Raw genomic sequence first — 22,887 nt, 5'->3', positions numbered from 1 at the left:
CGACGGTCAACTCGCCGTCAGTCGCGGTGTTCGCCCCGCGAAGAAACGGAGGCGGCCGCCGATGTCGAGGGTTGGGGCGCCAGGACGGGGGCGGCGACGCGCTGGGCATGGCCGCTGGGGCGGATGCGAGCGTAGCTGTGGCGTGAGGCCTCCAGCAGGATCAGCCCGGCGGTTCCGGGAAACACACGTCGTCCGATTTGTTCGAACCCCTCGGCCAGGGGCAGCATCGGCCCCCAAGGCGGTACATACAGGGTTTGGGACCAGGCCATCGGCTCCAGCCCGACATCGCGCACCAGTCGTTCCAACTGGCGCCGGGTGAAGGGTCGGCCATGACCAAAGGGGGTGTTGTCCGCTCGCGCCCACAGGCCGCCGCGCGCCGCCGCCGCCAGGATGATCCGCCCGGTCGGCGAAAGCGCGCGCACCGCTTCCAGTAGCAGGGCGGCGGGATCGTCGGCCTCTTCCAAGGCGTGGACCAGCAGGATGCGGTCGAACGATCCGGCGGGGAAGGGCAGGCGGCGATCATCTACCAGCAGGGTGCGGTTTCGCCCGACCGTTGGCCAATGCTCGACACCTTGCCCGCCCGGCATGGCCGCGACGACACGCCGCGCGCCGACGAAGGCGTCCAGCCAAGGGGTAGCGTAACCGACGCCCAGCACGTCGCAATCGGTCGCCTCGCCCCAGGCGTCGTCCAGCCGTCGCGCCACCAGCCGTCGCGCCAGCGCTCCGGTCGGCTCGCCGTAGAAGGTTCGAAGCTCGTCGATGCTGCGCCGCATGGCCCCACTATAGGCCTGTCGGCGGCCCTGCTGCTAGGATGGGCGCATGACCCTGGATGTGCATCTCTTTCCCTGCCGCAGCGACAACTACGGCTTCCTGATCCGCGATGCGGCGACCGGCGTGGTCGCGGCGGTCGATACGCCCGATGCAGCGCGCATTCTGGAGGAGCTGGAAGGCCTGGGCTGGGGGCGTCTGGACCTGATCCTGAACACCCACTGGCACCCCGATCACACCGAGGGCAATGCGCGGCTGAAGGCCGACTGGGCTTGCGAAATCGTCGGGCCGGAAGAGGTGCGAAAGGTCGCGCCGCTGGACAGGGTGATCGCTGACTGCGATGTGGTGATGGTGGGCGAGACGCGGTTCGAGGTTACTGAAACGCCTGGCCACACGCTCGGCCATGTGGTGTTTCATGCGCCGGCGGACGACTTGGCCTTTACCGGCGACACCCTGTTCGCCCTGGGCTGCGGTCGGTTGTTCGAGGGCACGCCCGAGCAGATGTTCGAGAGCCTGCAGCGGCTGATGGCCTGGCCCGATCAGACCGTGATCTGGTGCGCGCACGAATATACGGCGTCGAACGCCCGCTTCACCCTGAGCCTGGATAACCGGCCAGAGACCGCCGCGCATGCCGAGGCGATCTTCGCGGCGCGCGCGCGGGGCGAACCGACCGTGCCGACGACGCTGGGCGTGGAGAAGCGGTTCAATCCGTTCCTGACCGCCACGGATGCGGATCAGTTCGCCGCGCGCCGGGCGGCCAAGGACAGCTTCCAGGGCTAGCGGTTCAGGGCGTCCCCGCCCACGACCCGCACGATCCGGGCCGACGACGGGCGGCCGGCGATGCCGGCGTCGGCGTCGATGACGATCCGCAGCGTGCCCTGGACCAGGCTGACGCCGGGACGCCCCTGATCCGACACGACAACACGGCGCACCCGCTCGACCTGGGCGCGCAGGTTGGAGGACCGCGCCATGCGCACGATGGCGTCGCTGGCGGCCGAGACGGTGTCTGCGGCGACCTGTTCCGAGCCGGGCTGGATATCCACGTCGATAACGATCAGCCGGCCCATCGCCGTGCTGGCGCGGTAGCTCTGGCGCATGAAATATTCGACAAGCTGAGCGCCCGTCATGGCCGCGCTGGCCAGCCCCTGCGCTTCGCCGACGCGCGAGGCGGGCGAGCCTTGGGGCGTCGCGGTCGTATACAAGGTGACGGCGCCGTCGGGCGTGACGCGCAGCACCTGATCGCCGTTGTCATTGCGATAGATGATGTCGCCGCGCGGCGCGGGCGTGGGGCGCAGCACCCAGACCTCTGTCGACCGCTCCAGCCGCATCAACGGGCGCGAGCCGGACGTGTCCAGAATGAAACCCTGGCCGCTGCTGCTGACATAGCGGGCGGTCGGCGGCACGGTCCGGCGGGACTGGGCCTGGCTTTCGGTCGGGAAAACCACGGGCGCGGCGACGCCCACGCCGATAACCGCAATGGCGGCGACCGCCATCGCGGTCACGCGTGGCGACTTTTTCGCCCTGACCGATCCCAACAACTTCATGACAGACTTGATGAAACCCGCGCGCGGCGGATTTTGGGCGAAGCCCGCCTCAACCCACCAGGTACTGACCGCCGTTCAGCGACAGTGTGCAGCCTGTGACATATCCGGCACGCTCGCCCACCAGCCAGGACACCATGTCGGCGATCTCTTCGCCCTTGCCCAGGCGACCGACGGGGATGTGGCTGATGATGCCTTCCAGCACCTTGGGGTCCATGGCGCCGACCATTTCGGTGTCGATATAGCCGGGCGCGATGCAGTTCACGGTCACGCCCTTGCGCGCATTCTCCAGCGCCAGCGCCTTGGTGAAGCCGATCATCCCGGCCTTGGCGGCGGAATAGTTGGTCTGGCCGATCTGACCCTTTTGACCGTTGATCGAGGAAATGTTGACGATGCGCCCGTGGCCCCGGTCGCGCATGCCGTTGATGACCTGGCGCGTCATGTTGAAGACGCTGTCCATATTGACGCGGATCACGTCCGACCACTGGTCGTGGCTCATCTTGTGGAAGAAACCGTCGCGGGTGATGCCGGCGTTGTTGACCAGGATGTCGATGGGGCCGAGCTGATCCTCGACCTCCTTCACCGCGCGGGCGCAGTCGTCGAAGCTGCCGACATTGCCCTTGACCACCATGACGTCCAGCGCATCGGCGATGGCCTTGGCCGCCTCGTCGTTGCCGGAATAGCCGGCGGCGACCTTGAAGCCGTCCTCATGCAGGCGCTGAACGATCGCCTTGCCGATGCCCCGGGTCCCGCCCGTCACGAAAGCTACGCGCGCCATATCGTCTCCTGTCCCTGTGCAGACCCTTAGAAGGCCTTGTCGGAGTTCAGGATTAACGTGCGAGTGCTAGCGCGCAAGGCGAGAATCTGACGCGACGGAAGTTTCATGCCTCCGTCGCGTTTGGATGATGTTCGCTCCGGCGATCAGGCGGCCAGCTTTTCCATATCGATGACGAAACGGTAGCGGACGTCGGACTTCATCATCCGCTCATAGGCGTCGTTGATCTGCTCCGGCGCGATGGTCTCGATGTCGCAGGCGATGCCGTGCTCGGCGCAGAAGTCCAGCATCTCCTGTGTCTCCTTGATGCCGCCGATCAGGGAGCCGGCGATGCGGCGGCGACGCCACAGCAGGGGCATGGCGAAGACCAGCAGGCCCTCGGTCGTCAGGCCCAGCATGATCATGGTGCCGTCGCGGGCCAGCAACTGAATGTGGCTGGCGATCTCGTGCGTGGCCGAAACGGTGTTGATGATCAGGTCGAACTTCTCGGCCGCCGCCTTCATCGCATCCTTGTCGGAGTTGATCAGGAAGTGTTTGGCGCCCATCCGCTCCGCGTCGGCCTTCTTGCGGTCCGAGGTGGACAGGACGGTGACTTCCGCTCCCATCGCGGCCGCCAGCTTGACGGCCATGTGGCCCAGGCCGCCCAGGCCGATGACCGCGACCTTGGAACCGGGTCCCACGCCCCATTCCTTCAGCGGTGAATAGGTGGTGATGCCCGCGCACAGCAGGGGAGCGGCGACGTCCAGCGCCAGGCTGTCGGGGATGGACAGGACGAAATGCTGATCGACGGTGATGTGGTCGGAATAGCCGCCCTGGGTGATGGCTTCCGAGGTGCCGCCCTTCTTGTCCTTGCCGCCATAGGTGCCGGTGAAGCCGGGGATGCAATATTGTTCGACGCCTTCCTGGCAGGAGGCGCATTCGCGGCAGCTGTCGACCATGCAGCCGACGCCGACGCGGTCGCCTTCCTTGAAGCGGGTGACGTTCGATCCGACCGCCTTAACCACGCCCGCGATCTCGTGACCCGGCACAAGGGGGAAGGCCGTGCCACCCGTCTCGCCGCGCGCGGCGTGCAGGTCGGAGTGGCAGACGCCGCAGTATTTGATGTCGATCAGCACATCGTCCGGGCCCGGATCACGACGCTCGAAGCTGTAGGGCGTCAGCGGCTTGTCGGCGGCGGTCGCGGCGAAGGCGCGTGTGGCGATCGGCATGGGAATAGTCCTTCAGGCTTTGCATTGAGCCGGCCTCAGATGTGGGGGCGGCTGCGGGTCCGCAAGCGTACGGACCGCTATTTCAGCTTGGCGATCAGCGCCTGAGCCGCCGCCGGGTTCCGCACCTTCGCGCCCGAGATGAAATAGGCGAAGACCTCGCCGCGCTTGGCCCAGGCTTTCGCCTGATCCGCCACCGCCTCCAGCTCGGCCGTCGTCATGCCGGTCGGCTCGTCCTCGCGGCTGGACATCAGCCGGGCGTAGCTGAAGTCGGCGGTCGCCTCGTCGATCTGGGGCCAGGTCGGCTCCTCGTCATCGACGGCATAGACGATGGCCGCGCCGTATTTGCGGGCCAGGTCATAGAACTGTTCGGTGGCGAAGGTTGGATTGCGAACCTCCAGCGCGTGCCGCAGGCGAACCCCGTCCTTCTCCTTGGGCAACAACTTCAGGAAGCCCTCGAAGTCCTCGGCATCGAACTTCTTGGTCCCCATGAACTGCCAGTTGATCGGCCCTAGTTTGTCGCCCAGTTCGATCAGGCCTTGGCTCAGGAACTTGTCGAAGCTGTCGGCGCCGTCGGACAGCACCTTGCGATTGGTGCAATAGCGGCTGGCCTTGACCGAAAAGACGAAGCCGTCCGGCGTCTCGTCGCGCCATTTCTTCCAGCTGTCGGGCTTGAAGGTCGAATAATAGGTGCCATTGATCTCGATCGAGGTCAGTTTCGACGCCGCATATTCCAGCTCGCGCTTCTGAACCAGGCCTTCCGGATAGAAGGCCCCGCGCCACGGCTCGAACGTCCAGCCGCCGATGCCGACATGGATGGGGTGGGTCATGGTTCGCTCCGTTCGTCGCTCGATCCGACGCCAGTTGTGTCGGACTGCCAGTCTTCCAGCTCGTGCCGAATGCGTCGGACGAACACGTCCGCATCGTCGATTCGATAGAGAATGGCGTGGCTTTTGTAGAAGATCACATGGGCGTCCGCGCTCAACTCCGGTCGACCGCTCCAAGACGTGGAAAATCCGCAAGCAAGTCCAGTTTCGCGAACAGACCCTCGATATAGTCATCGGCCTGACGGCCCCCGAACAGCTCGAGGCCTTGCAGATAGACCTGCTGCAAGTCCGCCCGCGCCGCGCGGCTTAGGCGAAGCATCAGGAGGCGCGACGCAACTGGGCGCGCAGTTCTTCGATCACTTCACGTGGCGACTGGTCGGAAACACCGGAGGCGTCGGCCTCTACGATCAGCCTTTGCCAATGCGCGATCTTCTCGGCCTTGACCTGCTCGCGGCGGATCAGGTCGCGCACCACGTCCGACGTGTTGGCGTAGCGGCCGGATTTCGCCTGTTCCTCGACCCAGGCCTTCATCGGATCGGGCAGGGAGATGTTCATCGTCGCCATGATCGGCCTCCTCTCAAAGAGAATGGGCGCTTGGCAAACTTTGTCAACGTCGGATCAGGGCGCGGTCGCCGCCTGGATGCCGGCCAGCAGGCTGGCGGCCGTGATAGGCTTGGGGACGTGCAGGTCGGTGCCGGCCTCGCGCGCCTGGTCGCGATGCTCGATCATGGCGTTGGCGCTCAGCATGATGATCGGCGTGCGCGACTGATCGGGACGGGCGGCCTCGATCTGGCGAATGGCGCGAGTGGCGGTCAGGCCGTCCATGCCCGGCATCTGCATGTCCATCAGGATCAGGTCGAAGGTCTCGGACTGGAAGGCGGCCAGGGCCTGTTCGCCATCTGCGACGGTGACGACCTGCATGGCGTGCGCGGCCAGGATCAGCTGAACGACGCGCTGATTGACCGGGTGATCCTCGGCCAGCAGCACGCGCAGGGGCGCCAGGGGGCGGTCGGCCTCGGCCGCACGCGCGCGTCGTTGGGCATCGTGTTCGGTCAGGGAGGCGGCGCGCGTCAGGGGGATCTCGACGGTAAACCGGCTGCCGACGCCCGGCGTAGAGGCTGCGGAAATCCGCCCGCCCATCAGCTCGACCAGCGAACGACAGATCGACATGCCCAGTCCCGTGCCGCCGAACCGACGCGTGATGGTGCTGTCGGCCTGGCTGAACCGATCGAACAGACGGGCCGCGTGGTCGGAAGAGAAGCCGACGCCCGTATCCTCAACCCGCAGCGTCATCTGGGTCAGGCCGTCGGAGTCCTCGTCCACCGCAATGGCGACGCCGACCGAGCCCTGATGGGTGAACTTGATGGCGTTGGACAGCAGATTGTCGAGCACCTGACGGATGCGGGTGCTGTCGCCGACGAACATGCCGCGCGCATCGGCGTCGCGGCGGATGTCGAAAGTCAGTCCCTTGGATTCGGCCTTCAAACGCATGACGTCCAGCGGGGCTGCGACGGCCTCGTCCAGATCGAAGGGCCGGCTTTCCAGGTCCAGATGCCCGGCCTCGATCTTGGACACATCCAGAATGTCGGACACCAGCCGTTCCAGCGTTACGCCGGAGCTTGCGATAAGGGCCACCATCTCAGCCTGCTCGGGCGTCAACTCGGTGCGCGACAGGGCGTCGACGATCCCGATCACGCCGTTCAAGGGCGTGCGGATCTCGTGGCTCATGTTGGCCAGGAACTCGGACTTCGCGGCATTGGCGGCCTCGGCGGCGGCGGTCGCTTCGCGCAGGGCCTGCTCTGCCGCGACCTTTTCGGTCACGTCGCGGGCGATGCCATAGATGCGGTCGCCCTGCCGATGGGCGCGCCATTCGACGGCGACGTAATGACCGGCCTTGTGGCGATAGCGATTGACCTGGCCCAGGACGGGATCGCCCGGCCGCCGGTTTTCGACCTCGATGATGCTCTGGCGGGTGGCGGCGTGGTCGTCCGGGTGGATCAGCCGCAACAGGCCCTGGCCCTCGATCTCGTCGGGGCGATAGCCCAGCATGGTGAACCAGGAGGCGCTGGCCTTGACCACGCGCCCATCCAGCTCGCGCACCACCAGCAGATCCAGCGACACATCGAAGAAGGTGTCCAGATCCACATCGGCTGTAGGGAAGGCTAGGGCCGCAACGGGCGAACAGGTCATTGCGCACTCTCTCGAACTGAGACCCATGTTACGGCGCATCGGTTAAGCTCGCCTTTGCAAAGGATCGAAAAGAGCCGATGGCGTCGTGCGCCGTCTCGGCTAGGATCGGCGCATGATCTTGCTCCTCGCCGCGATCGCCATGCTCCAATCCCCGCCATCAGGGGACGGGATTGAACCCCTGACCCTGGCCAAGGATCGGGCCTGCACGGACGACGGGACTCAGTGCGTCGGTCTGACGCAGCAGACGCGTGACGGCGAGCCGGTCTTCACCCCGATCGTTAGTGCGCCCGACGCCCTGCCGGCCGCGCCGCAAGGGGCGTCGGGCGAGGTGGAAAATTACAAGCCATGGAATGGCCTGATCAGGCTGTCGGACGGCGGGTTTCTGGCCGGGGTCGAGATGGAGAGCCGCAGCATGTATTCCGGCGGCGGCGGACAGGCGACCGAGTTGCGACTCTATCGGCTGGATGCGGACGGCGAGGTTGGCGCCGCCCCGGTGCTGACCGTGCCGATCCAGGGTTCGCTGATGATCCGCGCCTGTTTCAGCGAGGAGGACATGACCCAGCGCGCCGGCGCATGCCGCGACGAATACAGTTTCGCTGCGACCCTGACCGCGAGCGACGCGGCGGATGCGATGCCGGTCCTGACCTATGAGACGACCGCCACGGCCTATCCGCGCGGCGCCTCGCGATCCGAGGACTCGCTGGAGAAGCCGCCGCTGAAGCCTGCCGACCTGATCGCCGCGCGCGATCCGAAATGCAGCTTCATTCGTCGGTTCACCTTCGACGCCAAGGCCGGCGAATACAAACCGGAAAGCCCGCTGCCCGACTGCTCGGACTACACCGTCCCCTAGTAGGCGAAGTCGGCGTAGATGCGCTTCACGTCGCCCTGCCAGGCGCCGTGATACAGGTCCAATAGGCGCTCAGCCGGGGTGACGCCGCTGTCGGCGATGTCTTCCAGTTCCGACAGATAGCCGCGCTCGTCCACCATGCCGCCCGAGAATTTGGCGCGGTTCTTCAGCCCCTGTTTGGCGATGTTCACCAGGTCGACGGCGATGTCGCGCACCGATCGGCCCGCCACCTCGGCCGTCAGACCCAGGCGCGTCACGTCGCGGCGCAGGCGCTCGTGGTCGGCGATGTCCCAGTCCTTGACCAAGTCCCAGGCGGCGACCAGCGACGGCGCGTCGTACAGAACCCCGGCCCACAGGGCGGGCAGGGCGCAAATCCGGCTCCACGGCCCGCCGTCGGCACCGCGCATCTCCAGATAGGCCTTCAGCCGCACCTCGGGGAAGAGGGTGGTCAGGTGGTCGTTCCAGTCCTTCAGGGTCGGATACTGGCCGGGCAGGGCGGGCAGTTTGCCGGCCTGGAAATCGCGGAACGACTGGCCCGAGGCGTCGACATAATGGCCGTCGCGCTTGGCGAAATACATCGGCGTGTCCAACGCATAGTCGGCGTAGCGCTCGAAGCCGAACCCCTCCTCGAACACGAAGCCCAGCATGCCGGTGCGGTCGGCGTCGGTGTCGGTCCAGACGTTGGCGCGGGCCGACAGGAACCCGTTAGGCCGTCCCTCGGTGAAGGGTGAGCAGGCGAACAGGGCGGTGGCGATGGGTTGCAGCGCCAAGGAGGTGCGGAACTTCATCACCATGTCGGCTTCGGAATCGAAGTCGAGGTTGGCCTGGATGGTGCAGGTGCGCAGCATCATGTCCAGGCCCAGGGTCCCGACCTTGGGCATATAGGCGCGCATGATGTTGTAGCGGCCCTTGGGCATGACCGGCACTTGTTCACGGGTCCACAGCGGGTCGAAACCGGCGCCCAGGAAGCCGAGGCCGATCTGGTCGGCGACCTGCTTGACCTCCATCAGATGCTGGCCGGTTTCGTTGCAGATGTCGTGGATGGTCAGAAGCGGCGCGCCCGACAGCTCGAACTGACCGCCCGGCTCCAGGCTGACGGAGGCGACGAAGCCTTCGCTGTTCCTGCGTTCCAGTCCGATCAGAAAGCCGTTTTCCTCGACGGGCGACCAGCCGAAGCGTTGCAGCCCCTCCAGCATGGCCTTGATGCCGTTCGGGCCGTCATAGGCGGGGCGCGCCAGGGTGGTCTTGTCGAAGCCGAACTTCTCGTGTTCGGCGCCGATGCGCCACTGGTCCTTGGGCTTGATCCCCTTGGACATGGCCTCAATGAGGTCGGTCCGGGTCAGCGGCGCGTTGTCGGTCATGCGTCAGTCCCCTGCGGGCGCATCGTAAGCGACCGTGTGTCGCGGCTAGATGGGCAAGATTGGGGCAAGGCTCAAGAGGGCTTTCGTCTTTCCCTGACGGTCGGTCTGCGTCGGCTCGCTGCCTGAGGGGCGGACTTATCGTTCCCAATCACCGACGGCCGCCTGCCACAGGGTCATGGCGGCGATGGCGGCGGTGTCGGCGCGCAGGATGCGCGGGCCCAGCGACACGGCGGTGGTGAAGGGCAGGGACCGCAGCCGCTCGCCCTCTTCCGGCGAGAATCCGCCCTCCGGCCCGATCAGGATGGACCAGGGGCCTTCGCCGGCGTCACGCAGGGACGAGACGGCGGGCGCGCCGCCCGTCTCGTCGCAGAACATCAGCCGGCGTCCGGTTTCCCAGCCGTCCAGCAGGGCGTCCAACTTGATCGGATCATCGACGGCGGGCACGTCCATCCGCCCGGTCTGTTCGGCGGCTTCCTCGGCGATGGCGTCCAGCCGGTCCAGGCGGATACGGTCGGCGTTGGTGCGTTTTGTCAGCACCAGCCGCACCCGTCGCGCGCCAAGCTCGGCGGCCTTCTCCACAATTGTCTCGACGCGAGCCTTCTTCACCACCGCCACGATCAGTTCCAGATCAGGACCGAAGGTCTGGGGTCGCACCTGTTCCTCGGCGCGCAGGATCACGCCCTTCTTCAGCACTTCCGCGACCGTGCAGCGCCACTCCCCATCGCGCCCGTTGAACACCAGCAGGTCGTCCCCGCCCTTCAGCCGCATGACCTGGGTCAGATAGCGCGACTGGTCCAGCGTGGGCGCAACGGGCGCGGCGACGGCGAGCGGCGATGTAACGTGAAGGCGGATCATCGGTCGTAGTGATAGCGACATTGGGCGATCGAAAGCGCATCGTCGGTCACGCGATAGACGAGCCGATGTTCCTGGTCGATGCGCCGCGACCACCATCCCGCAAAATCGCCCTTCAACGGTTCTGGCTTTCCAGTCCCGGAAAAAGGCGTCCGCTGGCATTCCCTGATCAGCCGATTGAGCTTTCGCAGCATCTTTCGATCATGCTCTTGCCAGTGAAGGTAATCCTCCCACCCGTAGGTCTGGAAGGTCAGCTTCATTCTTCGATCAGTTCGCGAACCTGACCGCCGCCCGCATCGAGTTCGGAAATCGCCTCACGCAACCGCGCGGCGTTCGCCGGGCTGCGCAGCAGATACTCCGTCTCCTGCCACGAAGCGAAGTCCTCCAGCGACATCAGCACCGCCGCCGGCTTACCGCCCTCGCGCGTGATGATGGTGTAGTCATGATCCGCCGTCACCCGGTCGATGGCCGCGGCGAGGTTCTTGCGCAGTTCGGTGACGGACATCGCGTTCATGACGACAATGTACGAAGTATCGTACATTGTCGCAAGTGGTGAGTATAGGCTGTCAGAGCGTCCGCGCGATCAGCAGCTTCATGATCTCGTTCGTGCCGCCGTAGATGCGCTGGACGCGGGCGTCCTTGTACAGCTGGGCGATCGGATATTCGTTCATATAGCCATAGCCGCCATGGAGCTGGAGCATCTCGTCGATGGTCTCGCCCTGGATGTCCGTGACCCAGTATTTGGCCATGGAGGCGGTGGCGGCATCGAGTTTCCCCTGCAGATGCAGGCCGATGCAATGGTCGGTGAAGACCTTGGCGACGGTGAGCTTGGTCTTGACCTCGGCGAGCTTGAACTGGGTATTCTGGAAGTCGATGACGCGTTTGCCGAACGCCTTACGCTCCTTGACGTAGGCCAGAGTGGCTTCAAGGCCGCGCTCGGCTGCGGCGACGCCCTGGACGGCGATGTTCAGCCGCTCCTGGGGCAGTTGCTGCATCAGTTGGACGAAGCCTTGGCCTTCGGTCCCGCCGATGATGTTGTCGCCCGGCACCTTCACGTCGTTGAAGAACAGTTCGGAGGTGTCGTTGGCCTCCATGCCGATCTTGTGCAGGTTGCGACCACGTTCGAATCCTTCCGCGCCATCGGTCTCGACCACGATCAGCGAGGTGCCCTTGGCGCCCTCGGCCGGATCGGTCTTGGCGACCACGATCAGGAAGTTGGCCAGCTGGCCGTTGGTGATGAAGGTCTTGGAGCCGTTGACGACATAGCCGTTGCCCGACTTGATGGCCGTGGTCTTGACCCCTTGCAGGTCCGAGCCCGCGCCCGGTTCGGTCATGGCGATGGCGCCGACCAGTTCGCCGGATTGCAGGCGCGGCAGCCAGCGCGCCTTCTGCTCCTCGGTGCCGTAATGCCAGATGTAGGGCATGACGATCGCATTGTGCAGCGAAATGCCGAAGTGGTCTGCGCCCTTCCAGCCCAGCTGACGCATCAAGACGACCTCGTGCCGATAGTCGCCGCCGAAGCCGCCGTCCTCTTCCGGCAGCGACAGGCCCAAGAGACCCGCCTCGCCCGCGTCGTTCCACAGCTGGCGCGGCACAGAGGAGTCGGCGATCCATTGCTGCACCTTCTCGAGCGGCGCGTGCTCGTCGATCCATTTGCCGACGCTGTCGGAGAAAAGGGTGATCTCTTCTTCACGCATGAAATCGGGATCGGGGCTGCCCAGCACGTTCATCGGTTTCGTCCCTGAGGTTCGCGGGCTTTTGCCCGTCTGGTCGGTAAGAAAAACGGGCCAGCGAGATCGCCGACCCGTTTCGTCGTCAGTTTGAGATCAGAACGCCTCGGCCGGCATGGCCATCAGCACGTCGGCCCCGGTCTTCATCTTCTTCAGATGGGCTTCGGCGTCGGGCAGGATGCGCTCGACGAAGTAGCGGCCGGTCTGAAGCTTGGTGGCGTAGTAGGGGTCGGTCGAACCGGCCTCGACTTGGGCTTGAGCCACCTTGGCCATCTGCGCCCACATATAGGCCAGAGCCGTCAGGCCGAAGACGTTCAGATAGTCGGTCGATGCGGCGCCGGCGTTGTCCGGATTGGCCATGCCGTTCTGCATCAGCCACATGGTGCCGTCCTGCAGCTTGGCCTTCACATCGGCCAGGCCGTCGACGAAGGGCTTGATCGCGTCATTGCCGCTGTTCTCGGCGACGAAGGCGTCGATCTCGCCGAACCAGGTCATGATGGCGCGACCGCCGTTGGCGGGCAGCTTGCGGCCCACCAGGTCCAGCGCCTGGATGCCGTTGGTGCCCTCGTAGATCATGGTGATGCGGGCGTCGCGCAGATACTGCGAGGCGGTGAAGTGTTCGGTGTAGCCCGAACCGCCATGCACCTGCATGCCCAGAGACGCGACGTGGAAGCCCTTGTCGGTCAGATAGGCTTTCAGCACCGGCGTCAGCAGGCCCATGTAATCCTTGGCCTTCTGGGCGACGGCGGCGTCCTCGGACTTCTCCAGGTCTGCGTGAAGCGCGGTCCACAGGATGAAGGCCTGGCCGCCTTCGACGAAGGCCTTGGACTCCAGCAGCATGCGGCGAACGTCGGGGTGGACCATGATGCTGTCGGCCGGGCCGTCCGGGTTCTTCGGTCCGGTCAGCGAACGGCCTTGCAGGCGGTCCTTGGCGAATTCGACGGCGGCCTGATAGGCGGCGGTGCCGATAGCCAGACCTTGCAGGCCGGTGCCGAGGCGCGCCTCGTTCATCACGACGAACATATTGTTCATGCCGCGGCCTTCTTCGCCGATCAGCCAGCCCTTGGCGCCGTCGTACTGCATGACGGCGGTGGCGTTGCCGTGGATGCCCATCTTGTGCTCGAGGCCGGCGCATTCCAGGCTGTTGCGCTCGCCCAGCGAGCCGTCCTCATTGACCAGGAACTTGGGCACGACGAACAGCGACAGGCCCTTAATGCCCGGAACCGCGCCTTCGACGCGGGCCAGCACCGTGTGGATGATGTTGTCGGCGAAGTCGTGCTCGCCCGCCGAGATCCAGATCTTCTGGCCGGTGATCGAATAGGAGCCGTCGCCGTTCGGCACGGCCTTGGTGCGCACCATGCCCAGGTCCGTGCCGCACTGCGGCTCGGTCAGGTTCATCGTGCCCGACCATTCGCCGGTCGCCATCTTGGGCAGATATTTCTGCTTCAGCTCTTCGGACGCATTGGCGTGGATGCCGGCATAGGCGCCGGCGGTCAGGCCCGGATACATCGAAAAGGCGGCCGAGGCGCCGGCCGTCATCTGACCGAAGGCCGAGGCCACCACGCTGGGCATGCCCTGGCCGCCGTACGCCGGGTCGGCGGCCAGCGCCATCCAGCCGGCTTCGGACATGGCCTTGTAGGCTTCCTTCCAGCCCTTGGGTCCCGTCACCACGCCGCCCTCGGCCCAGTGACAGCCTTCCTTGTCGCCCGGATTGTTGATCGGGGCGATGACCTCGTCAGCGAACTTGGCGCCTTCTTCCAGGATCTGGCTGACCAGATCCGAAGAGACGTCCTGGAAGCCCGGCTGGTTGGTGTAGCGGTCGATCTCCAGCACTTCATTCAGGATGAAGGTGAAGTCGCGGACAGGCGCCTTGTAGGCCATGGATTACGCTCTTGCTTTGAAGGGGTGGTGGTGGTCGTGGTTGAGACGCGCGCGCAGCAGCTTCTCATAATCTTCGGCGCCCGGCAGCAGGTCGGGGCGGTGTTCGGACAGCTTGGATTCCATCCAGGCGCAGGCCTGTTCGGCCGTCTCGATGGCGCCTTCGATATCTTCCAACTGCTGTTTCAGCGCCGCGATCTGGGCGCGGTGCCGCACCAGGGCCACGGCCATCTGATGGACGTTGTGATCCTTCTGATCATAGAGATCCATCATGTCCTGGATCTCCTGAAGGGTGAAGCCGATGCGGCGGCCCCTCAGGATCAGTTTCAGCCGGGCGCGGTCGCGCGCGTCATAGACGCGGGTTTGGCCCTTGCGTGCAGGGGTCAGCAGGCCCTTGTCTTCATAGAATCGAAGCGCGCGCGCCGTGGCGCCGAACTCGCGGCACAGCTGGCGAATGGAATAGGTGCGGTGGTCGTCGGCGGTGGCCATACGCCTTCATAACTTGACGTGCGCGTAAAGGGAAGAGGCTTACGCGCACGTAAGGGTAAGCTTTTCTCCCTTACCGGCGATCAGGCATGAAAAAGCCCGGAACCTGGGGGAGGCTCCGGGCGCAAACGCCGGACTGCAGGGGGGAGAGGGGTCCGGCGTTCGATCTCTTTCAACCAGGCCTGCAGCAATCAGGTTCTGCGGCGGCCCAGCAGCACCGGGACGGTGATGGCCAGCAGGACGGCGTTGACCGCCGCCAGTCCCAGGTCCTGGCTCAACGCGTGGATCGTCATCATGGTCGCTTCCATGACGATCAGGCCGACCGCCGCCGTCAGCAGCAGGGGGCGACCCACTCGCCACGAGATCAGCGGGCTCAGCACGCCCATGGCCAGAACGATCTCGACCACGCCCAGGCCGCGCACCATGTTCTCGGGCGCGACGGCGGGCCAGCCCATCAGATTGATCAGGTTGGTCATCGGCTCGGTCAGCTTGGCGTAGCCGGCGGCGATGAAGAACATCGCGATCCAGCCCTGCAGCGTCCAAAGGGCGATGTTGGCGTAGGCGGCGCGGTTGCGCGACGGCGCGGTGGTGAAGGTCGAGGTGGTCATCGGGGAGGACGCCTGAAGGTCATGAACGGCTGCGATCCGGTCTTGGGGCGTTCCCAGGGGAGCCGTTCGCTGAAGCCTATATAGCGGCGCTTCAGACGGTTGTCATCATGCGATGACATCAACTGATGACATCAGTTGATGACTTTCTGTTACGGGCCGGGGGCATTGGGCCGATTCCCAATGCCCCACAAGGATTCGCGACGCGCAATTTCAGTCTTCGGGCTGCGGCCCCGGCGTCTGGACGATCAGGTCGCCGGGCTGGCAGTCCAGTTCGCGGCACAGGGCGTCCAGGGTGGAGAAGCGCACGGCGCGGGCCTTGCCAGTCTTCAGGATCGACAGATTGGCCAAGGTGACGCCGACGCGGTCGGACAGTTCGGTCAGGGACATCCGGCGTTCGAGCAGCAGCCGGTCCAGTTGGATCATGATCATGGCGCGCGCTCCTCAGACCGTGGTCAGCTGTTCGTCGCGCATGGCCGACCCTTGCCGGAACACCTCGGCCAGGATGAAGACCACCAGAATGCCCAGCCAGGACCCCAGGTCGAAGTCATAGTCGGATGGTGACTGGCCTATGCTCTGCGGGGCGACGAAGACCAGCAGCAGCGCCGTCAGCTGAATGCCGATCAGGCCGAGACCCACGCCTTGCAGCCGTTTGACGTTGGCGAACTCGAAGGCGTCGCCCTGATTGACCGACAGCAGGATGCGTCGCAGCCGGTTGATGATCCACCAGGTGAAGCCGCAGGCCATCGCCGCGCCGAGGAAGGTCAAGCGTCCGGTCCATTGCAGGGTGTTGCTCGGATCCGCGCTCGCGCCCTTCAGCCCGTCGATCAGGCCTGCGCCGAAGCTGGGTACGATCAGGGTGAACAGGAAGACCAGGATCGTCGCGACAGCGCCGATCATCACGAACACATTGACGAAGCCCAGCAGCCAGCGCAGGGCGCTGGCGACGGAATATTTGCCGATCATCTTCATCTCGAAAGCCCTTCCATTCGGGTCGCCCTCCGCGACCGCCTTGGTGACTATCGATATGGATTTATCGATAAACGGGCAAGAACATTATCGATAAACGAGATGAAGCTTTCGTAAGGTTCGGCGTCAGGCCGTGAAGCCCCAAGCCAGAAGCGCCGCCTCCAACCGATCCAGCTTGGCGTGGAACGGCGCCCAGTCGTCGGCGTCCTCGATGGCGGCCCAGATCGCCTCGACCTCGTCGATCAGCATCTCTTCCGGCTCACGGGCGGCGAACATCGGATGCTCCAGTCGCTCGATCCGGTCCGGTTCGTGATCCATCAACGCAAAGCGGAAGGCGTCGAAGGCCTCGCCTTGATAGAGTTTCGCGCGCGGTCCCGACAGGGCGCGGGCCGAGGAGGCGAAACCGCCGAACCAGTCGAAAAACAGCGGCTCCCACCGCAGGGCCGCGCCGCCTTCTCTCAACAGGGCCAAGGTCGTATCGACCAGCCGCTGATCCGCCGCCTCGCCCAGGCTGTGGACGCCCAGCCGCATCAAAAAGGCGGCGCGCAGTTCGCGGATATAGGCCGGGCCGAAGCCGTTCAGCGCATCGGTCAAAGGCTCGACCTCGGCGACCAGTTTCAGACATCCGGCCAGCTGCGTCAGGTTCCAGAACACCGCTTCCGGCTGGCGTGCGAAGGCGTAGAGGCCCGTCTGGTCGAAATAGGCGGCGGTGAAGGCCGGGTCGTATTTGCGCAGGAACCGCCAAGGGCCATAGTCGAAGCTCTCGCCCGTGACGTTCAGATTGTCGGTGTTCAGCACCCCGTGCACGAAGCCCGCTGCGATCCACCGCGCCGTCAGTTTCGCCGAGGCCTCGACAACAGCCCGCAGCAGACCGGGCGCATCGTTGCTGGCCACGTCCGGATGATACAGGCTGCGCACATGTTCGATCAGCGCCTCGATCTGGTCCTTGCGTCCCAGATAGGCCGCGCGCTGGAACGTCCCGAACCGCACATGGCTGTGCGACAGTCGCACGAGCACGGCCGACCGCGTCGGCGACGGCTCGTCTCCGCGCTCCAGCGCCTCGCCGGTCTCGATCAGCGAAAAGGCGCGGCTGGTCGGGACGCCTTGCGCCTCCAGCATCGTCGCCGCCAGCACCTCGCGCACCCCGCCCTTCAGCGTCAGCCGCCCATCGCCGCCACGCGACCAGGGCGTCTGGCCGGTGCCCTTCGTTCCCAAATCCATCAGCCGACCCGAGGCGTCGCGCATCTGCGCCGCCAGGAACCCGCGCCCGTCGCCCAGATCGGGATTGTAGTGACGGAATTGATGCCCGTGATAGCGCATGGCGATCGGACCGGGCTGTCCCGGCAGGGGCTCGAACCGCCCGAACGCCGCGATCCATTCCGCCTCGCTCAGCCCCTCCAGCCCGACCTCGGCCGCCGCGCGGTCGTTGCGAAACCGCAGGATCGTTTTCGGAAAGTCCGCGGCCTGAACCGCATCGGCATAGTCCGCGCCCAAGTCAAAAAAGCGCGGTTCGGGGCGGTAGGCTGGGGAGACGGGCATGGCAGGCTAGGTGCGTGTCCAAGGAGAGGAGCGCAACCGCGCGCACGTCTTTCTTTCGTGATCCCCCAGTTTCGCTCTGCTCGCCGCACGATCACTACGGGGTGGGGCCAGGCATCCTATTCGCCTGAGGTCAGTCTAATGTTTTCAATCTTCTCTCGCTCGCCGGCGTCTTCTTCCTGCCCACGCTTCCAAGCCGTGCGATCCTGTCTCGGTTCGTTCGCACGAAACGCACCGCATAGTCGGGGAGAAAGAAATCAGACGAATTAGACGAATTAGACGGTGTTTTGCCGACGACTGTCTGAATGGGCGTCGGCGCGTCAGCCCGCGCCCAGCAGGTCCGACCAGCGCCAGCTACCCTTGCCCAACGCGAGCTGCGCGCCGCCGGGGCGGTCTTCCAGCTTCAGCACGGCCAGGCCCGTCATGCGCTGGCTCTTGCACTCGGCCGGGGCGAAGGCGACTTCCAGGGCGATGGCTTGGCGCACGCCCGCCAGACCCTTGCCCGCCTGGTTGCGGCTTTGCAGCCAGTCGCCGTTCCAGACCAGGATGGCGCGTCCGTTCGCATCCATGTCCTGGGACGCGGCGATGACAGCGCGGCGCACGGCCTGGTCGTCGCGCACCGCGTCCTGAACCCAGCGCACCATGTCGCACGCCCCTCCGCCCGAGCCTGAACCCACGCCGGTCCCACCCGAGCCGCCCGATCCGCCGACGCCCGTTCCACCGCCGCCGCCCCGACCTGAGCCGACCGTCATGGCGCCGGCGATCTGGGCCGCGCCCAGCAGGGGCAGGGGCGGACCCGGTGGAGCGGGCGCGGCGGGCAGGGGTTCGACGTCGGGCGGGCGTTTGCTCACCACCAGTCGCGGTCGCGCCGCCGCCACGGCTGGCGCTCGCCGCTGGGGCGCGGGCTTGGCCGGCGCGGCCGCCTGGGCGGCGGCGGCCGGCGCGTCGGGCTTTGGCGAGAGATCGGGCGCGATCACGCGCGCGGGCGGCGGCGAAGGCGGCTCGACCAGTTCGACCATCATGGGCGGCGTCTGCGGCGTCTCGACCATCGGCTCCGCACCGCCGTGCATCAGCAGCGCCAGCCCCAGATGCGCGGCCAGGATCGGCGTCACCGCCAGCGCCCAGCGCCGTGTGCGCGCCACGCTCAATCGCCTATCCGTGATGGGAGTTGAACACGCCGCCGCATGGTCATCGGGACAAAACGCCTGTAAAAACCGCCAGGCTCCGTTGAAAACATTCGGTCGCGTCAGGAAAGTGGCGTCGTCGTGAATACAACCGCGCGACGGCGTAGAGCGGCGATAGATGAGCGTGTCCGCCCTCCGGCATTGGCCGTCGGCGGCGCAACGTCTTCACTGAGGCGATGGTTCCGTGCTCATGCAAGAATAACGCGAATATTCCATCTGCTTATGGTCAAGCTGACATGATGCCGCCCAAAGCGCGTCATTACTCCGCCTTGTCTCATACGCCATTTTCATCTTGCGCATGAACTGGGTGTGGCGCTCCCGGCAAGAAGGAGACAGAACTTGAGCAGATCGAAACTCAGGACGGCGGTCGTCGGCGGCGCCCTCATCGCCCTCGGCTTTGCGGCCAGCGGCTGCGCCAGCCATCGTTTCGTGCGTGATCAGGTCGAAGTCGTCGACAACCGCGTGACCACCGTCGAAGGCACCGCAGGCCAGGCCCTGCAACGCGCCAACGACGCGCACAAGCTGGCCGAGGGCAAGTTCCTCTATCAGGTCGTGCTGTCGGACGATTCCGTGAAATTCCCCACCGACGCGGCGGCCCTGTCGCCCGAGGCCGAGCAGCGCCTGGCCCAGTTCGCCCAGCGTCTGCAGGGCGAGAACAAGAACGTCTATCTGGAAATCCAGGGCTACACCGACTCGACCGGCACGCCCGAGCATAACGACCAGCTGGGCGAGCAACGCGCCGAGGCCGTGCGTCGCTTCCTGAACCGCCAGGGCGTCGCCCTGAACCGCATGGCCACCATCTCTTATGGCCAGGAACAGCCGGTGGCCTCGAACGACACGCCCGAGGGCCGTTCGCAGAACCGCCGCGTGACCATCGTCGTCCTGGCCTAAGCCGCCTCGACCTCGAACGCCGGAACGGCGGCCGCCTTCGCAGCGGCCGCCGTTTTCGTCTCTACAGCGCGTCGAAGAAGGCCGGCACGGCCTGCGTCGCCGGCCCGTAAACGCCTTCGTCGAACAGGCGCGCCCCCGACGTGGGCTCCAGGTTGATCTCCACCGTCCGCGCCCCGGCATATCGCGCCGCCTGCACGAACCCCGCCGCCGGATAGACTGCGCCCGACGTGCCGATGGACACGAACAGGTCGCAGGCCTCCAGCGCCCGCTCGATCCGCTCCATCTGAAGCGGCATCTCCCCGAACCAGACGATGTGCGGCCGCATGACGCCGTCGGGATGATGCGGCGAGGCCTCATCCGCCGCCATGTCCCCGGCCCAGTCCATCACCACGCCCGACCGGGTGCAGCGGCCTTTCAGCAGTTCGCCGTGCATATGGATCAGCTCGAACCCGGCGGCCGGCGGCGTCTCTTCATGCGCTCGGTCGTGCAGATCATCGACGTTCTGCGTCACCAGCAGGAAGTCGCCCCGCCACCGCCCCGCCAACGCCGCCAGCGCCCGGTGCGCCGCATTGGGCCGGACATCGGCCAACTGCCTTCGCCGCTGGTTGTAGAAGTCCTGCACCAGCGCCGGATCGGCCGCATAGCCCTCGGGCGTCGCCACATCCTCGACCCGATGCCCGCACCACAGCCCATCCGAAGCCCGAAACGTCGGCACGCCGCTCTCGGCCGATATGCCGGCTCCGGTCAGGACGACGAGGTTTGTGTATGACATGACGGCTTCATACCATCCTGCGCCTGCCCTAGAAGAGAAGGGAATCGTTCAGGAGCCCCGCCATGAAAACCCGCGCCGCCGTCGCCTTCGAGGCCAAACGTCCGTTGGAGATCGTCGAGGTCGATCTGGAGGGGCCGCGCGCCGGCGAGGTGCTGATCGAGATCAAGGCCACCGGCATCTGCCATACGGACGCCTATACGCTGGACGGCCTGGATTCCGAGGGCGTCTTTCCCTCGATCCTGGGGCACGAGGGCGCAGGCGTGGTGGTCGAGGTGGGGCCGGGCGTGACCTCGGTCGCGGTCGGCGATCACGTCATCCCGCTATACACGCCGGAATGTCGCCAGTGTAAGTCGTGCCTGTCGCGCAAGACCAACCTGTGCACCGCCATTCGCGGCACCCAGGGCAAGGGCGTCATGCCCGACGGCACCAGCCGCTTCAGCTACAAGGGTCAGGCGATCGCCCACTATATGGGCTGCTCGACCTTCTCGAACTACACCGTCCTGCCCGAGATCGCGGTGGCCAAGATCCGCAAGGACGCGCCCTTCGACAAGGCCTGCTACGTCGGTTGCGGCGTGACCACCGGCGTCGGCGCCGTGGTCAACTCGGCCAAGGTCGAGCCGGGCGCCAACTGCGTCGTTTTCGGCCTGGGCGGCATCGGCCTGAACGTCATCCAGGGGCTGAAGATGGTCGGCGCCGACATGATCGTCGGCGTGGACATCAACGGCGACAAGGAAGAATGGGGCCGTCGCTTCGGCATGACCCATTTCGTCAACCCGAAGGAAGTCTCCGACGTGGTCGCCCATCTGGTCGAACTGACCGGCGGCGGCGCGGACTATACCTTCGACTGCACCGGCAACACCGTCGTCATGCGCCAGGCGCTGGAGGCCTGCCACCGCGGCTGGGGCGAGAGCGTCGTCATCGGCGTCGCCGAATCCGGCAAGGAGATCGCCACCCGCCCGTTCCAGTTGGTGACCGGCCGCGTCTGGCGCGGTTCGGCCTTCGGCGGCGCGCGCGGCCGCACCGACACGCCCAAGATCGTCGACTGGTATATGGACGGAAAGATCGAGATCGACCCGATGATCACCCACACCTTCGCCCTGGACGACATCAACAAGGCCTTCGACCTAATGCATGAGGGCAAGAGCATCCGCTCGGTCGTGGTGTTCTGACGCCTTGCGCGTCGCCAGGTTCGTTGTTTAAGAAAACGGACCGAGAGAGGGAGGTCTGACCATGTTCACCCACGTCACCGTCGGCGCCAACGACATCGAGGCGTCGCGCCGGTTCTATGACGCCGCGCTCGGCGCGCTTGGCGTCGAGCCGGGCCAGGGGCCGGACCCCAAGGGCCGCTACTGGTGGCGCACCCGCATGGGCGCCTTTGCGATCGGCGCGCCGATCGACGGCGAGCCGGCCTGCCACGCCAACGGCGGCACCATCGGCTTTCACGCCAAGACGTCCGAGATGGTCCAGGCCTTCCATGACGCGGGCGTCGCGGCCGGCGGTCGCGCCATCGAGGACCCGCCCGGCGAACGCAAGGGCCCGTTCGGCCCCATGATCCTGGCCTATCTGCGCGATCCCTCGGGCAACAAGATCTGCGCCATGCATCGAAAGACCGACTGAGTGGAAGCCACCAAGACCCACGCCGTCCACGGCGGAACCCTGCGCTATCTGAAGCACGACAGCACAGCGACCGGTACGCCGATGACGCTGTCGGTCTTCACGCCGGCGGGCGAGGGGCCTTTCCCGGTGCTGATCTGGCTGTCGGGCCTGACCTGCACCGAGGATAACTTCACCACCAAGGCGGGGGCCTACCAGGCCGCCGCCGAACACGGCGTCATCATCGTGGCGCCCGACACCAGCCCGCGCGGAGACGGCGTCGCCGACGATCCGGCCTATGATCTGGGTCAGGGCGCGGGCTTCTATCTGGATGCGACGCAGGCGCCCTGGGCGCCGCATTTCCGCATGGAGACCTATGTCACCGAGGAATTGATCGCCCTGATCGACGCCGAGTTTGCGACCACGGGCGTCCGCTCGATCAGCGGCCATTCGATGGGCGGCCACGGCGCCCTGACGCTGGCGCTGAACCACCCCGACCTGTTCCGTTCGGTCTCCGCCTTCGCGCCGATCTGCTCGCCCACCCGGTGCGCCTGGGGCGAAAAGGCCTTCACCGCCTATCTGGGCGACGACCGTGCGACGTGGGACCGCCACGACGCCGCCAAGCGGATCGCTGCCGGCGCGGCGCGCGGCGTCTATGACGACATCCTGATCGACCAAGGGGACGCCGACACCTTCCTGACCGACCAGCTGAAGCCGGAATTTATCCAAGCCGCCGCCGACGCCACCGGCCAGAAGGTCACGATCCGAATGCAGCCGGGCTACGACCACTCCTACTTCTTCATGGCCAGCTTCATCGCCGACCACATCGCCTTCCACGCCGAACGTTTGAAGACCTGAGCCGTCATCGGTGCTAAGC

Annotated in this window: 28 protein-coding genes; 6 read left to right on the top strand and 22 right to left on the bottom strand. The window is 65.8% G+C overall.

Annotation, left to right across the window (positions count from 1 at the left end; translation table 11 throughout):
- Positions 1-17: 17 nt before the first annotated feature.
- Entirely contained in the window at positions 18-773 is a 756-nt protein-coding gene (locus E4341_RS14325; protein ID WP_165118164.1) for a methyltransferase domain-containing protein, read from the bottom strand.
- 46 nt (positions 774-819) lie between these two features.
- Between E4341_RS14325 and gloB the strand changes: the two genes are divergently transcribed.
- Positions 820-1,548: a hydroxyacylglutathione hydrolase gene (gloB, locus tag E4341_RS14320; protein ID WP_165118162.1), complete on the top strand. Its 729-nt coding sequence runs from the start codon at positions 820-822 to the stop codon at positions 1,546-1,548.
- On the opposite strand, the gene E4341_RS14315 is transcribed toward gloB, so the two are convergent.
- From E4341_RS14315 to E4341_RS14280, 8 genes are all read right to left on the bottom strand, one after another.
- A complete protein-coding gene (locus E4341_RS14315) occupies positions 1,545-2,261 on the bottom strand; it encodes a DUF4908 domain-containing protein (RefSeq protein WP_240893679.1) in 717 nt (238 codons plus the stop codon). The two genes, gloB and E4341_RS14315, sit on opposite strands and share 4 nt — an antisense overlap.
- 100 nt (positions 2,262-2,361) lie before the next feature.
- Positions 2,362-3,087, bottom strand: a complete 726-nt coding sequence (gene phbB / locus E4341_RS14310; protein WP_017505756.1) for an acetoacetyl-CoA reductase — start codon at positions 3,085-3,087, stop codon at positions 2,362-2,364.
- A gap of 143 nt (positions 3,088-3,230) precedes the next feature.
- Entirely contained in the window at positions 3,231-4,292 is a 1,062-nt protein-coding gene (locus E4341_RS14305) for an NAD(P)-dependent alcohol dehydrogenase (protein ID WP_165118158.1), read from the bottom strand.
- Between the two features lie 77 nt (positions 4,293-4,369).
- A complete protein-coding gene (locus tag E4341_RS14300) occupies positions 4,370-5,119 on the bottom strand; it encodes a DUF72 domain-containing protein (protein WP_165118156.1) in 750 nt (249 codons plus the stop codon).
- Positions 5,116-5,274: a hypothetical protein gene (locus E4341_RS14295; protein WP_165118154.1), complete on the bottom strand. Its 159-nt coding sequence runs from the start codon at positions 5,272-5,274 to the stop codon at positions 5,116-5,118. The genes E4341_RS14300 and E4341_RS14295 overlap by 4 nt, the downstream gene beginning before the upstream one ends.
- On the bottom strand, positions 5,271-5,435 hold the full coding sequence (locus E4341_RS15815) for a type II toxin-antitoxin system RelE/ParE family toxin (protein WP_370458458.1): 165 nt from the start codon (positions 5,433-5,435) through the stop codon (positions 5,271-5,273). Before E4341_RS15815 ends, E4341_RS14295 begins: the two co-directional genes overlap by 4 nt.
- Positions 5,435-5,680, bottom strand: coding sequence for a type II toxin-antitoxin system ParD family antitoxin (locus tag E4341_RS14285; protein ID WP_045809783.1), 246 nt, complete (start codon positions 5,678-5,680; stop codon positions 5,435-5,437). The genes E4341_RS15815 and E4341_RS14285 overlap by 1 nt, the downstream gene beginning before the upstream one ends.
- 54 nt (positions 5,681-5,734) lie before the next feature.
- Positions 5,735-7,306 carry an ATP-binding protein gene (locus tag E4341_RS14280; protein ID WP_165118150.1) on the bottom strand — a complete coding sequence of 524 codons (1,572 nt, stop codon included), beginning with the start codon at positions 7,304-7,306 and terminating at the stop codon, positions 5,735-5,737.
- A gap of 112 nt (positions 7,307-7,418) precedes the next feature.
- On the opposite strand from E4341_RS14280, the gene E4341_RS14275 reads away from it, so the two are divergent.
- Complete coding sequence (locus tag E4341_RS14275; protein ID WP_165118148.1) at positions 7,419-8,156, top strand: hypothetical protein; 738 nt, start codon at positions 7,419-7,421, stop codon at positions 8,154-8,156.
- On the opposite strand, the gene E4341_RS14270 is transcribed toward E4341_RS14275, so the two are convergent.
- From E4341_RS14270 to E4341_RS14215, 12 genes are all read right to left on the bottom strand, one after another.
- Positions 8,153-9,514 (bottom strand): glutamate--cysteine ligase, encoded by a 1,362-nt coding sequence (locus E4341_RS14270; protein WP_165118146.1) that lies wholly within the window; start codon positions 9,512-9,514, stop codon positions 8,153-8,155. The two genes, E4341_RS14275 and E4341_RS14270, sit on opposite strands and share 4 nt — an antisense overlap.
- Positions 9,515-9,649: 135 nt before the next feature.
- Positions 9,650-10,369, bottom strand: coding sequence for a 16S rRNA (uracil(1498)-N(3))-methyltransferase (locus tag E4341_RS14265; protein WP_165118144.1), 720 nt, complete (start codon positions 10,367-10,369; stop codon positions 9,650-9,652).
- On the bottom strand, positions 10,366-10,626 hold the full coding sequence (locus tag E4341_RS14260) for a Txe/YoeB family addiction module toxin (protein ID WP_165118142.1): 261 nt from the start codon (positions 10,624-10,626) through the stop codon (positions 10,366-10,368). Before E4341_RS14260 ends, E4341_RS14265 begins: the two co-directional genes overlap by 4 nt.
- Positions 10,623-10,880 carry a type II toxin-antitoxin system Phd/YefM family antitoxin gene (locus E4341_RS14255; RefSeq protein WP_039244788.1) on the bottom strand — a complete coding sequence of 86 codons (258 nt, stop codon included), beginning with the start codon at positions 10,878-10,880 and terminating at the stop codon, positions 10,623-10,625. Before E4341_RS14255 ends, E4341_RS14260 begins: the two co-directional genes overlap by 4 nt.
- A gap of 52 nt (positions 10,881-10,932) precedes the next feature.
- Complete coding sequence (locus tag E4341_RS14250) at positions 10,933-12,096, bottom strand: acyl-CoA dehydrogenase family protein (protein ID WP_066549821.1); 1,164 nt, start codon at positions 12,094-12,096, stop codon at positions 10,933-10,935.
- A gap of 96 nt (positions 12,097-12,192) precedes the next feature.
- A complete protein-coding gene (locus E4341_RS14245) occupies positions 12,193-13,977 on the bottom strand; it encodes an acyl-CoA dehydrogenase C-terminal domain-containing protein (RefSeq protein WP_165118139.1) in 1,785 nt (594 codons plus the stop codon).
- Positions 13,978-13,980: 3 nt separating this feature from the next.
- Positions 13,981-14,463 carry a MerR family DNA-binding transcriptional regulator gene (locus E4341_RS14240; RefSeq protein ID WP_039244783.1) on the bottom strand — a complete coding sequence of 161 codons (483 nt, stop codon included), beginning with the start codon at positions 14,461-14,463 and terminating at the stop codon, positions 13,981-13,983.
- Positions 14,464-14,651: 188 nt separating this feature from the next.
- Positions 14,652-15,068, bottom strand: a complete 417-nt coding sequence (locus E4341_RS14235; protein ID WP_165118137.1) for a DoxX family protein — start codon at positions 15,066-15,068, stop codon at positions 14,652-14,654.
- A gap of 210 nt (positions 15,069-15,278) precedes the next feature.
- On the bottom strand, positions 15,279-15,497 hold the full coding sequence (locus E4341_RS14230) for a helix-turn-helix transcriptional regulator (RefSeq protein WP_039244779.1): 219 nt from the start codon (positions 15,495-15,497) through the stop codon (positions 15,279-15,281).
- A 12-nt stretch (positions 15,498-15,509) separates the two neighbouring features.
- Positions 15,510-16,037, bottom strand: a complete 528-nt coding sequence (locus tag E4341_RS14225; protein ID WP_055754022.1) for a DUF2975 domain-containing protein — start codon at positions 16,035-16,037, stop codon at positions 15,510-15,512.
- A gap of 123 nt (positions 16,038-16,160) precedes the next feature.
- The gene (locus E4341_RS14220; RefSeq protein WP_165118135.1) at positions 16,161-17,573 is read right to left on the bottom strand and encodes a protein adenylyltransferase SelO; all 1,413 of its coding nucleotides are present in this window, start codon (positions 17,571-17,573) and stop codon (positions 16,161-16,163) included.
- Between the two features lie 317 nt (positions 17,574-17,890).
- Positions 17,891-18,712, bottom strand: coding sequence for a hypothetical protein (locus E4341_RS14215; RefSeq protein ID WP_165118133.1), 822 nt, complete (start codon positions 18,710-18,712; stop codon positions 17,891-17,893).
- Between the two features lie 381 nt (positions 18,713-19,093).
- Here E4341_RS14215 and E4341_RS14210 point away from each other — a divergent pair, with 381 nt between their 5' ends.
- Positions 19,094-19,645, top strand: coding sequence for an OmpA family protein (locus tag E4341_RS14210; RefSeq protein WP_039244254.1), 552 nt, complete (start codon positions 19,094-19,096; stop codon positions 19,643-19,645).
- A 61-nt stretch (positions 19,646-19,706) separates the two neighbouring features.
- Here E4341_RS14210 and E4341_RS14205 read toward each other — a convergent pair whose 3' ends face one another.
- Positions 19,707-20,417 (bottom strand): NAD-dependent deacylase, encoded by a 711-nt coding sequence (locus E4341_RS14205; RefSeq protein WP_165118131.1) that lies wholly within the window; start codon positions 20,415-20,417, stop codon positions 19,707-19,709.
- 62 nt (positions 20,418-20,479) lie between these two features.
- Between E4341_RS14205 and E4341_RS14200 the strand changes: the two genes are divergently transcribed.
- The 3 genes from E4341_RS14200 (at position 20,480) to fghA (ending at position 22,868) form a co-directional block, all read left to right on the top strand.
- Positions 20,480-21,586: an S-(hydroxymethyl)glutathione dehydrogenase/class III alcohol dehydrogenase gene (locus E4341_RS14200; RefSeq protein WP_165118129.1), complete on the top strand. Its 1,107-nt coding sequence runs from the start codon at positions 20,480-20,482 to the stop codon at positions 21,584-21,586.
- Between the two features lie 61 nt (positions 21,587-21,647).
- Positions 21,648-22,034, top strand: a complete 387-nt coding sequence (locus E4341_RS14195) for a VOC family protein (RefSeq protein ID WP_165118127.1) — start codon at positions 21,648-21,650, stop codon at positions 22,032-22,034.
- Positions 22,035-22,868, top strand: a complete 834-nt coding sequence (gene fghA / locus E4341_RS14190; RefSeq protein WP_165118125.1) for an S-formylglutathione hydrolase — start codon at positions 22,035-22,037, stop codon at positions 22,866-22,868.
- Positions 22,869-22,887: the final 19 nt, after the last annotated feature.

Origin of the sequence: Brevundimonas sp. 'scallop' (assembly GCF_011045535.1) — a bacterium.
Lineage (GTDB): Bacteria > Pseudomonadota > Alphaproteobacteria > Caulobacterales > Caulobacteraceae > Brevundimonas > Brevundimonas vesicularis.
The sequence above is the reverse complement of the archived record's forward strand: the minus strand, read 5'-3'. Positions and strand labels throughout refer to the sequence as shown.

Excerpts from the sequence above, each read along its gene's own strand:
- E4341_RS14305 (WP_165118158.1), bottom strand. The coding sequence starts at position 4,292 with ATGCCGATCGCCACACGCGCCTTCGCCGCGACCGCCGCCGACAAGCCG.
- E4341_RS14255 (WP_039244788.1), bottom strand. The coding sequence starts at position 10,880 with ATGAACGCGATGTCCGTCACCGAACTGCGCAAGAACCTCGCCGCGGCC.
- E4341_RS14205 (WP_165118131.1), bottom strand. The coding sequence starts at position 20,417 with ATGTCATACACAAACCTCGTCGTCCTGACCGGAGCCGGCATATCGGCC.
- E4341_RS14315 (WP_240893679.1), bottom strand. The coding sequence starts at position 2,261 with ATGGCGGTCGCCGCCATTGCGGTTATCGGCGTGGGCGTCGCCGCGCCC.
- E4341_RS14240 (WP_039244783.1), bottom strand. The coding sequence starts at position 14,463 with ATGGCCACCGCCGACGACCACCGCACCTATTCCATTCGCCAGCTGTGC.
- E4341_RS14300 (WP_165118156.1), bottom strand. The coding sequence starts at position 5,119 with ATGACCCACCCCATCCATGTCGGCATCGGCGGCTGGACGTTCGAGCCG.
- E4341_RS14200 (WP_165118129.1), top strand. The coding sequence starts at position 20,480 with ATGAAAACCCGCGCCGCCGTCGCCTTCGAGGCCAAACGTCCGTTGGAG.
- E4341_RS14230 (WP_039244779.1), bottom strand. The coding sequence starts at position 15,497 with ATGATCATGATCCAACTGGACCGGCTGCTGCTCGAACGCCGGATGTCC.
- E4341_RS15815 (WP_370458458.1), bottom strand. The coding sequence starts at position 5,435 with ATGCTTCGCCTAAGCCGCGCGGCGCGGGCGGACTTGCAGCAGGTCTAT.
- E4341_RS14235 (WP_165118137.1), bottom strand. The coding sequence starts at position 15,068 with ATGACCACCTCGACCTTCACCACCGCGCCGTCGCGCAACCGCGCCGCC.
- E4341_RS14260 (WP_165118142.1), bottom strand. The coding sequence starts at position 10,626 with ATGAAGCTGACCTTCCAGACCTACGGGTGGGAGGATTACCTTCACTGG.
- phbB (WP_017505756.1), bottom strand. The coding sequence starts at position 3,087 with ATGGCGCGCGTAGCTTTCGTGACGGGCGGGACCCGGGGCATCGGCAAG.
- gloB (WP_165118162.1), top strand. The coding sequence starts at position 820 with ATGACCCTGGATGTGCATCTCTTTCCCTGCCGCAGCGACAACTACGGC.
- E4341_RS14265 (WP_165118144.1), bottom strand. The coding sequence starts at position 10,369 with ATGATCCGCCTTCACGTTACATCGCCGCTCGCCGTCGCCGCGCCCGTT.
- E4341_RS14250 (WP_066549821.1), bottom strand. The coding sequence starts at position 12,096 with ATGAACGTGCTGGGCAGCCCCGATCCCGATTTCATGCGTGAAGAAGAG.
- E4341_RS14225 (WP_055754022.1), bottom strand. The coding sequence starts at position 16,037 with ATGAAGATGATCGGCAAATATTCCGTCGCCAGCGCCCTGCGCTGGCTG.
- E4341_RS14280 (WP_165118150.1), bottom strand. The coding sequence starts at position 7,306 with ATGACCTGTTCGCCCGTTGCGGCCCTAGCCTTCCCTACAGCCGATGTG.
- E4341_RS14285 (WP_045809783.1), bottom strand. The coding sequence starts at position 5,680 with ATGGCGACGATGAACATCTCCCTGCCCGATCCGATGAAGGCCTGGGTC.
- E4341_RS14245 (WP_165118139.1), bottom strand. The coding sequence starts at position 13,977 with ATGGCCTACAAGGCGCCTGTCCGCGACTTCACCTTCATCCTGAATGAA.
- E4341_RS14325 (WP_165118164.1), bottom strand. The coding sequence starts at position 773 with ATGCGGCGCAGCATCGACGAGCTTCGAACCTTCTACGGCGAGCCGACC.
- E4341_RS14270 (WP_165118146.1), bottom strand. The coding sequence starts at position 9,514 with ATGACCGACAACGCGCCGCTGACCCGGACCGACCTCATTGAGGCCATG.
- E4341_RS14220 (WP_165118135.1), bottom strand. The coding sequence starts at position 17,573 with ATGCCCGTCTCCCCAGCCTACCGCCCCGAACCGCGCTTTTTTGACTTG.
- E4341_RS14275 (WP_165118148.1), top strand. The coding sequence starts at position 7,419 with ATGATCTTGCTCCTCGCCGCGATCGCCATGCTCCAATCCCCGCCATCA.
- E4341_RS14195 (WP_165118127.1), top strand. The coding sequence starts at position 21,648 with ATGTTCACCCACGTCACCGTCGGCGCCAACGACATCGAGGCGTCGCGC.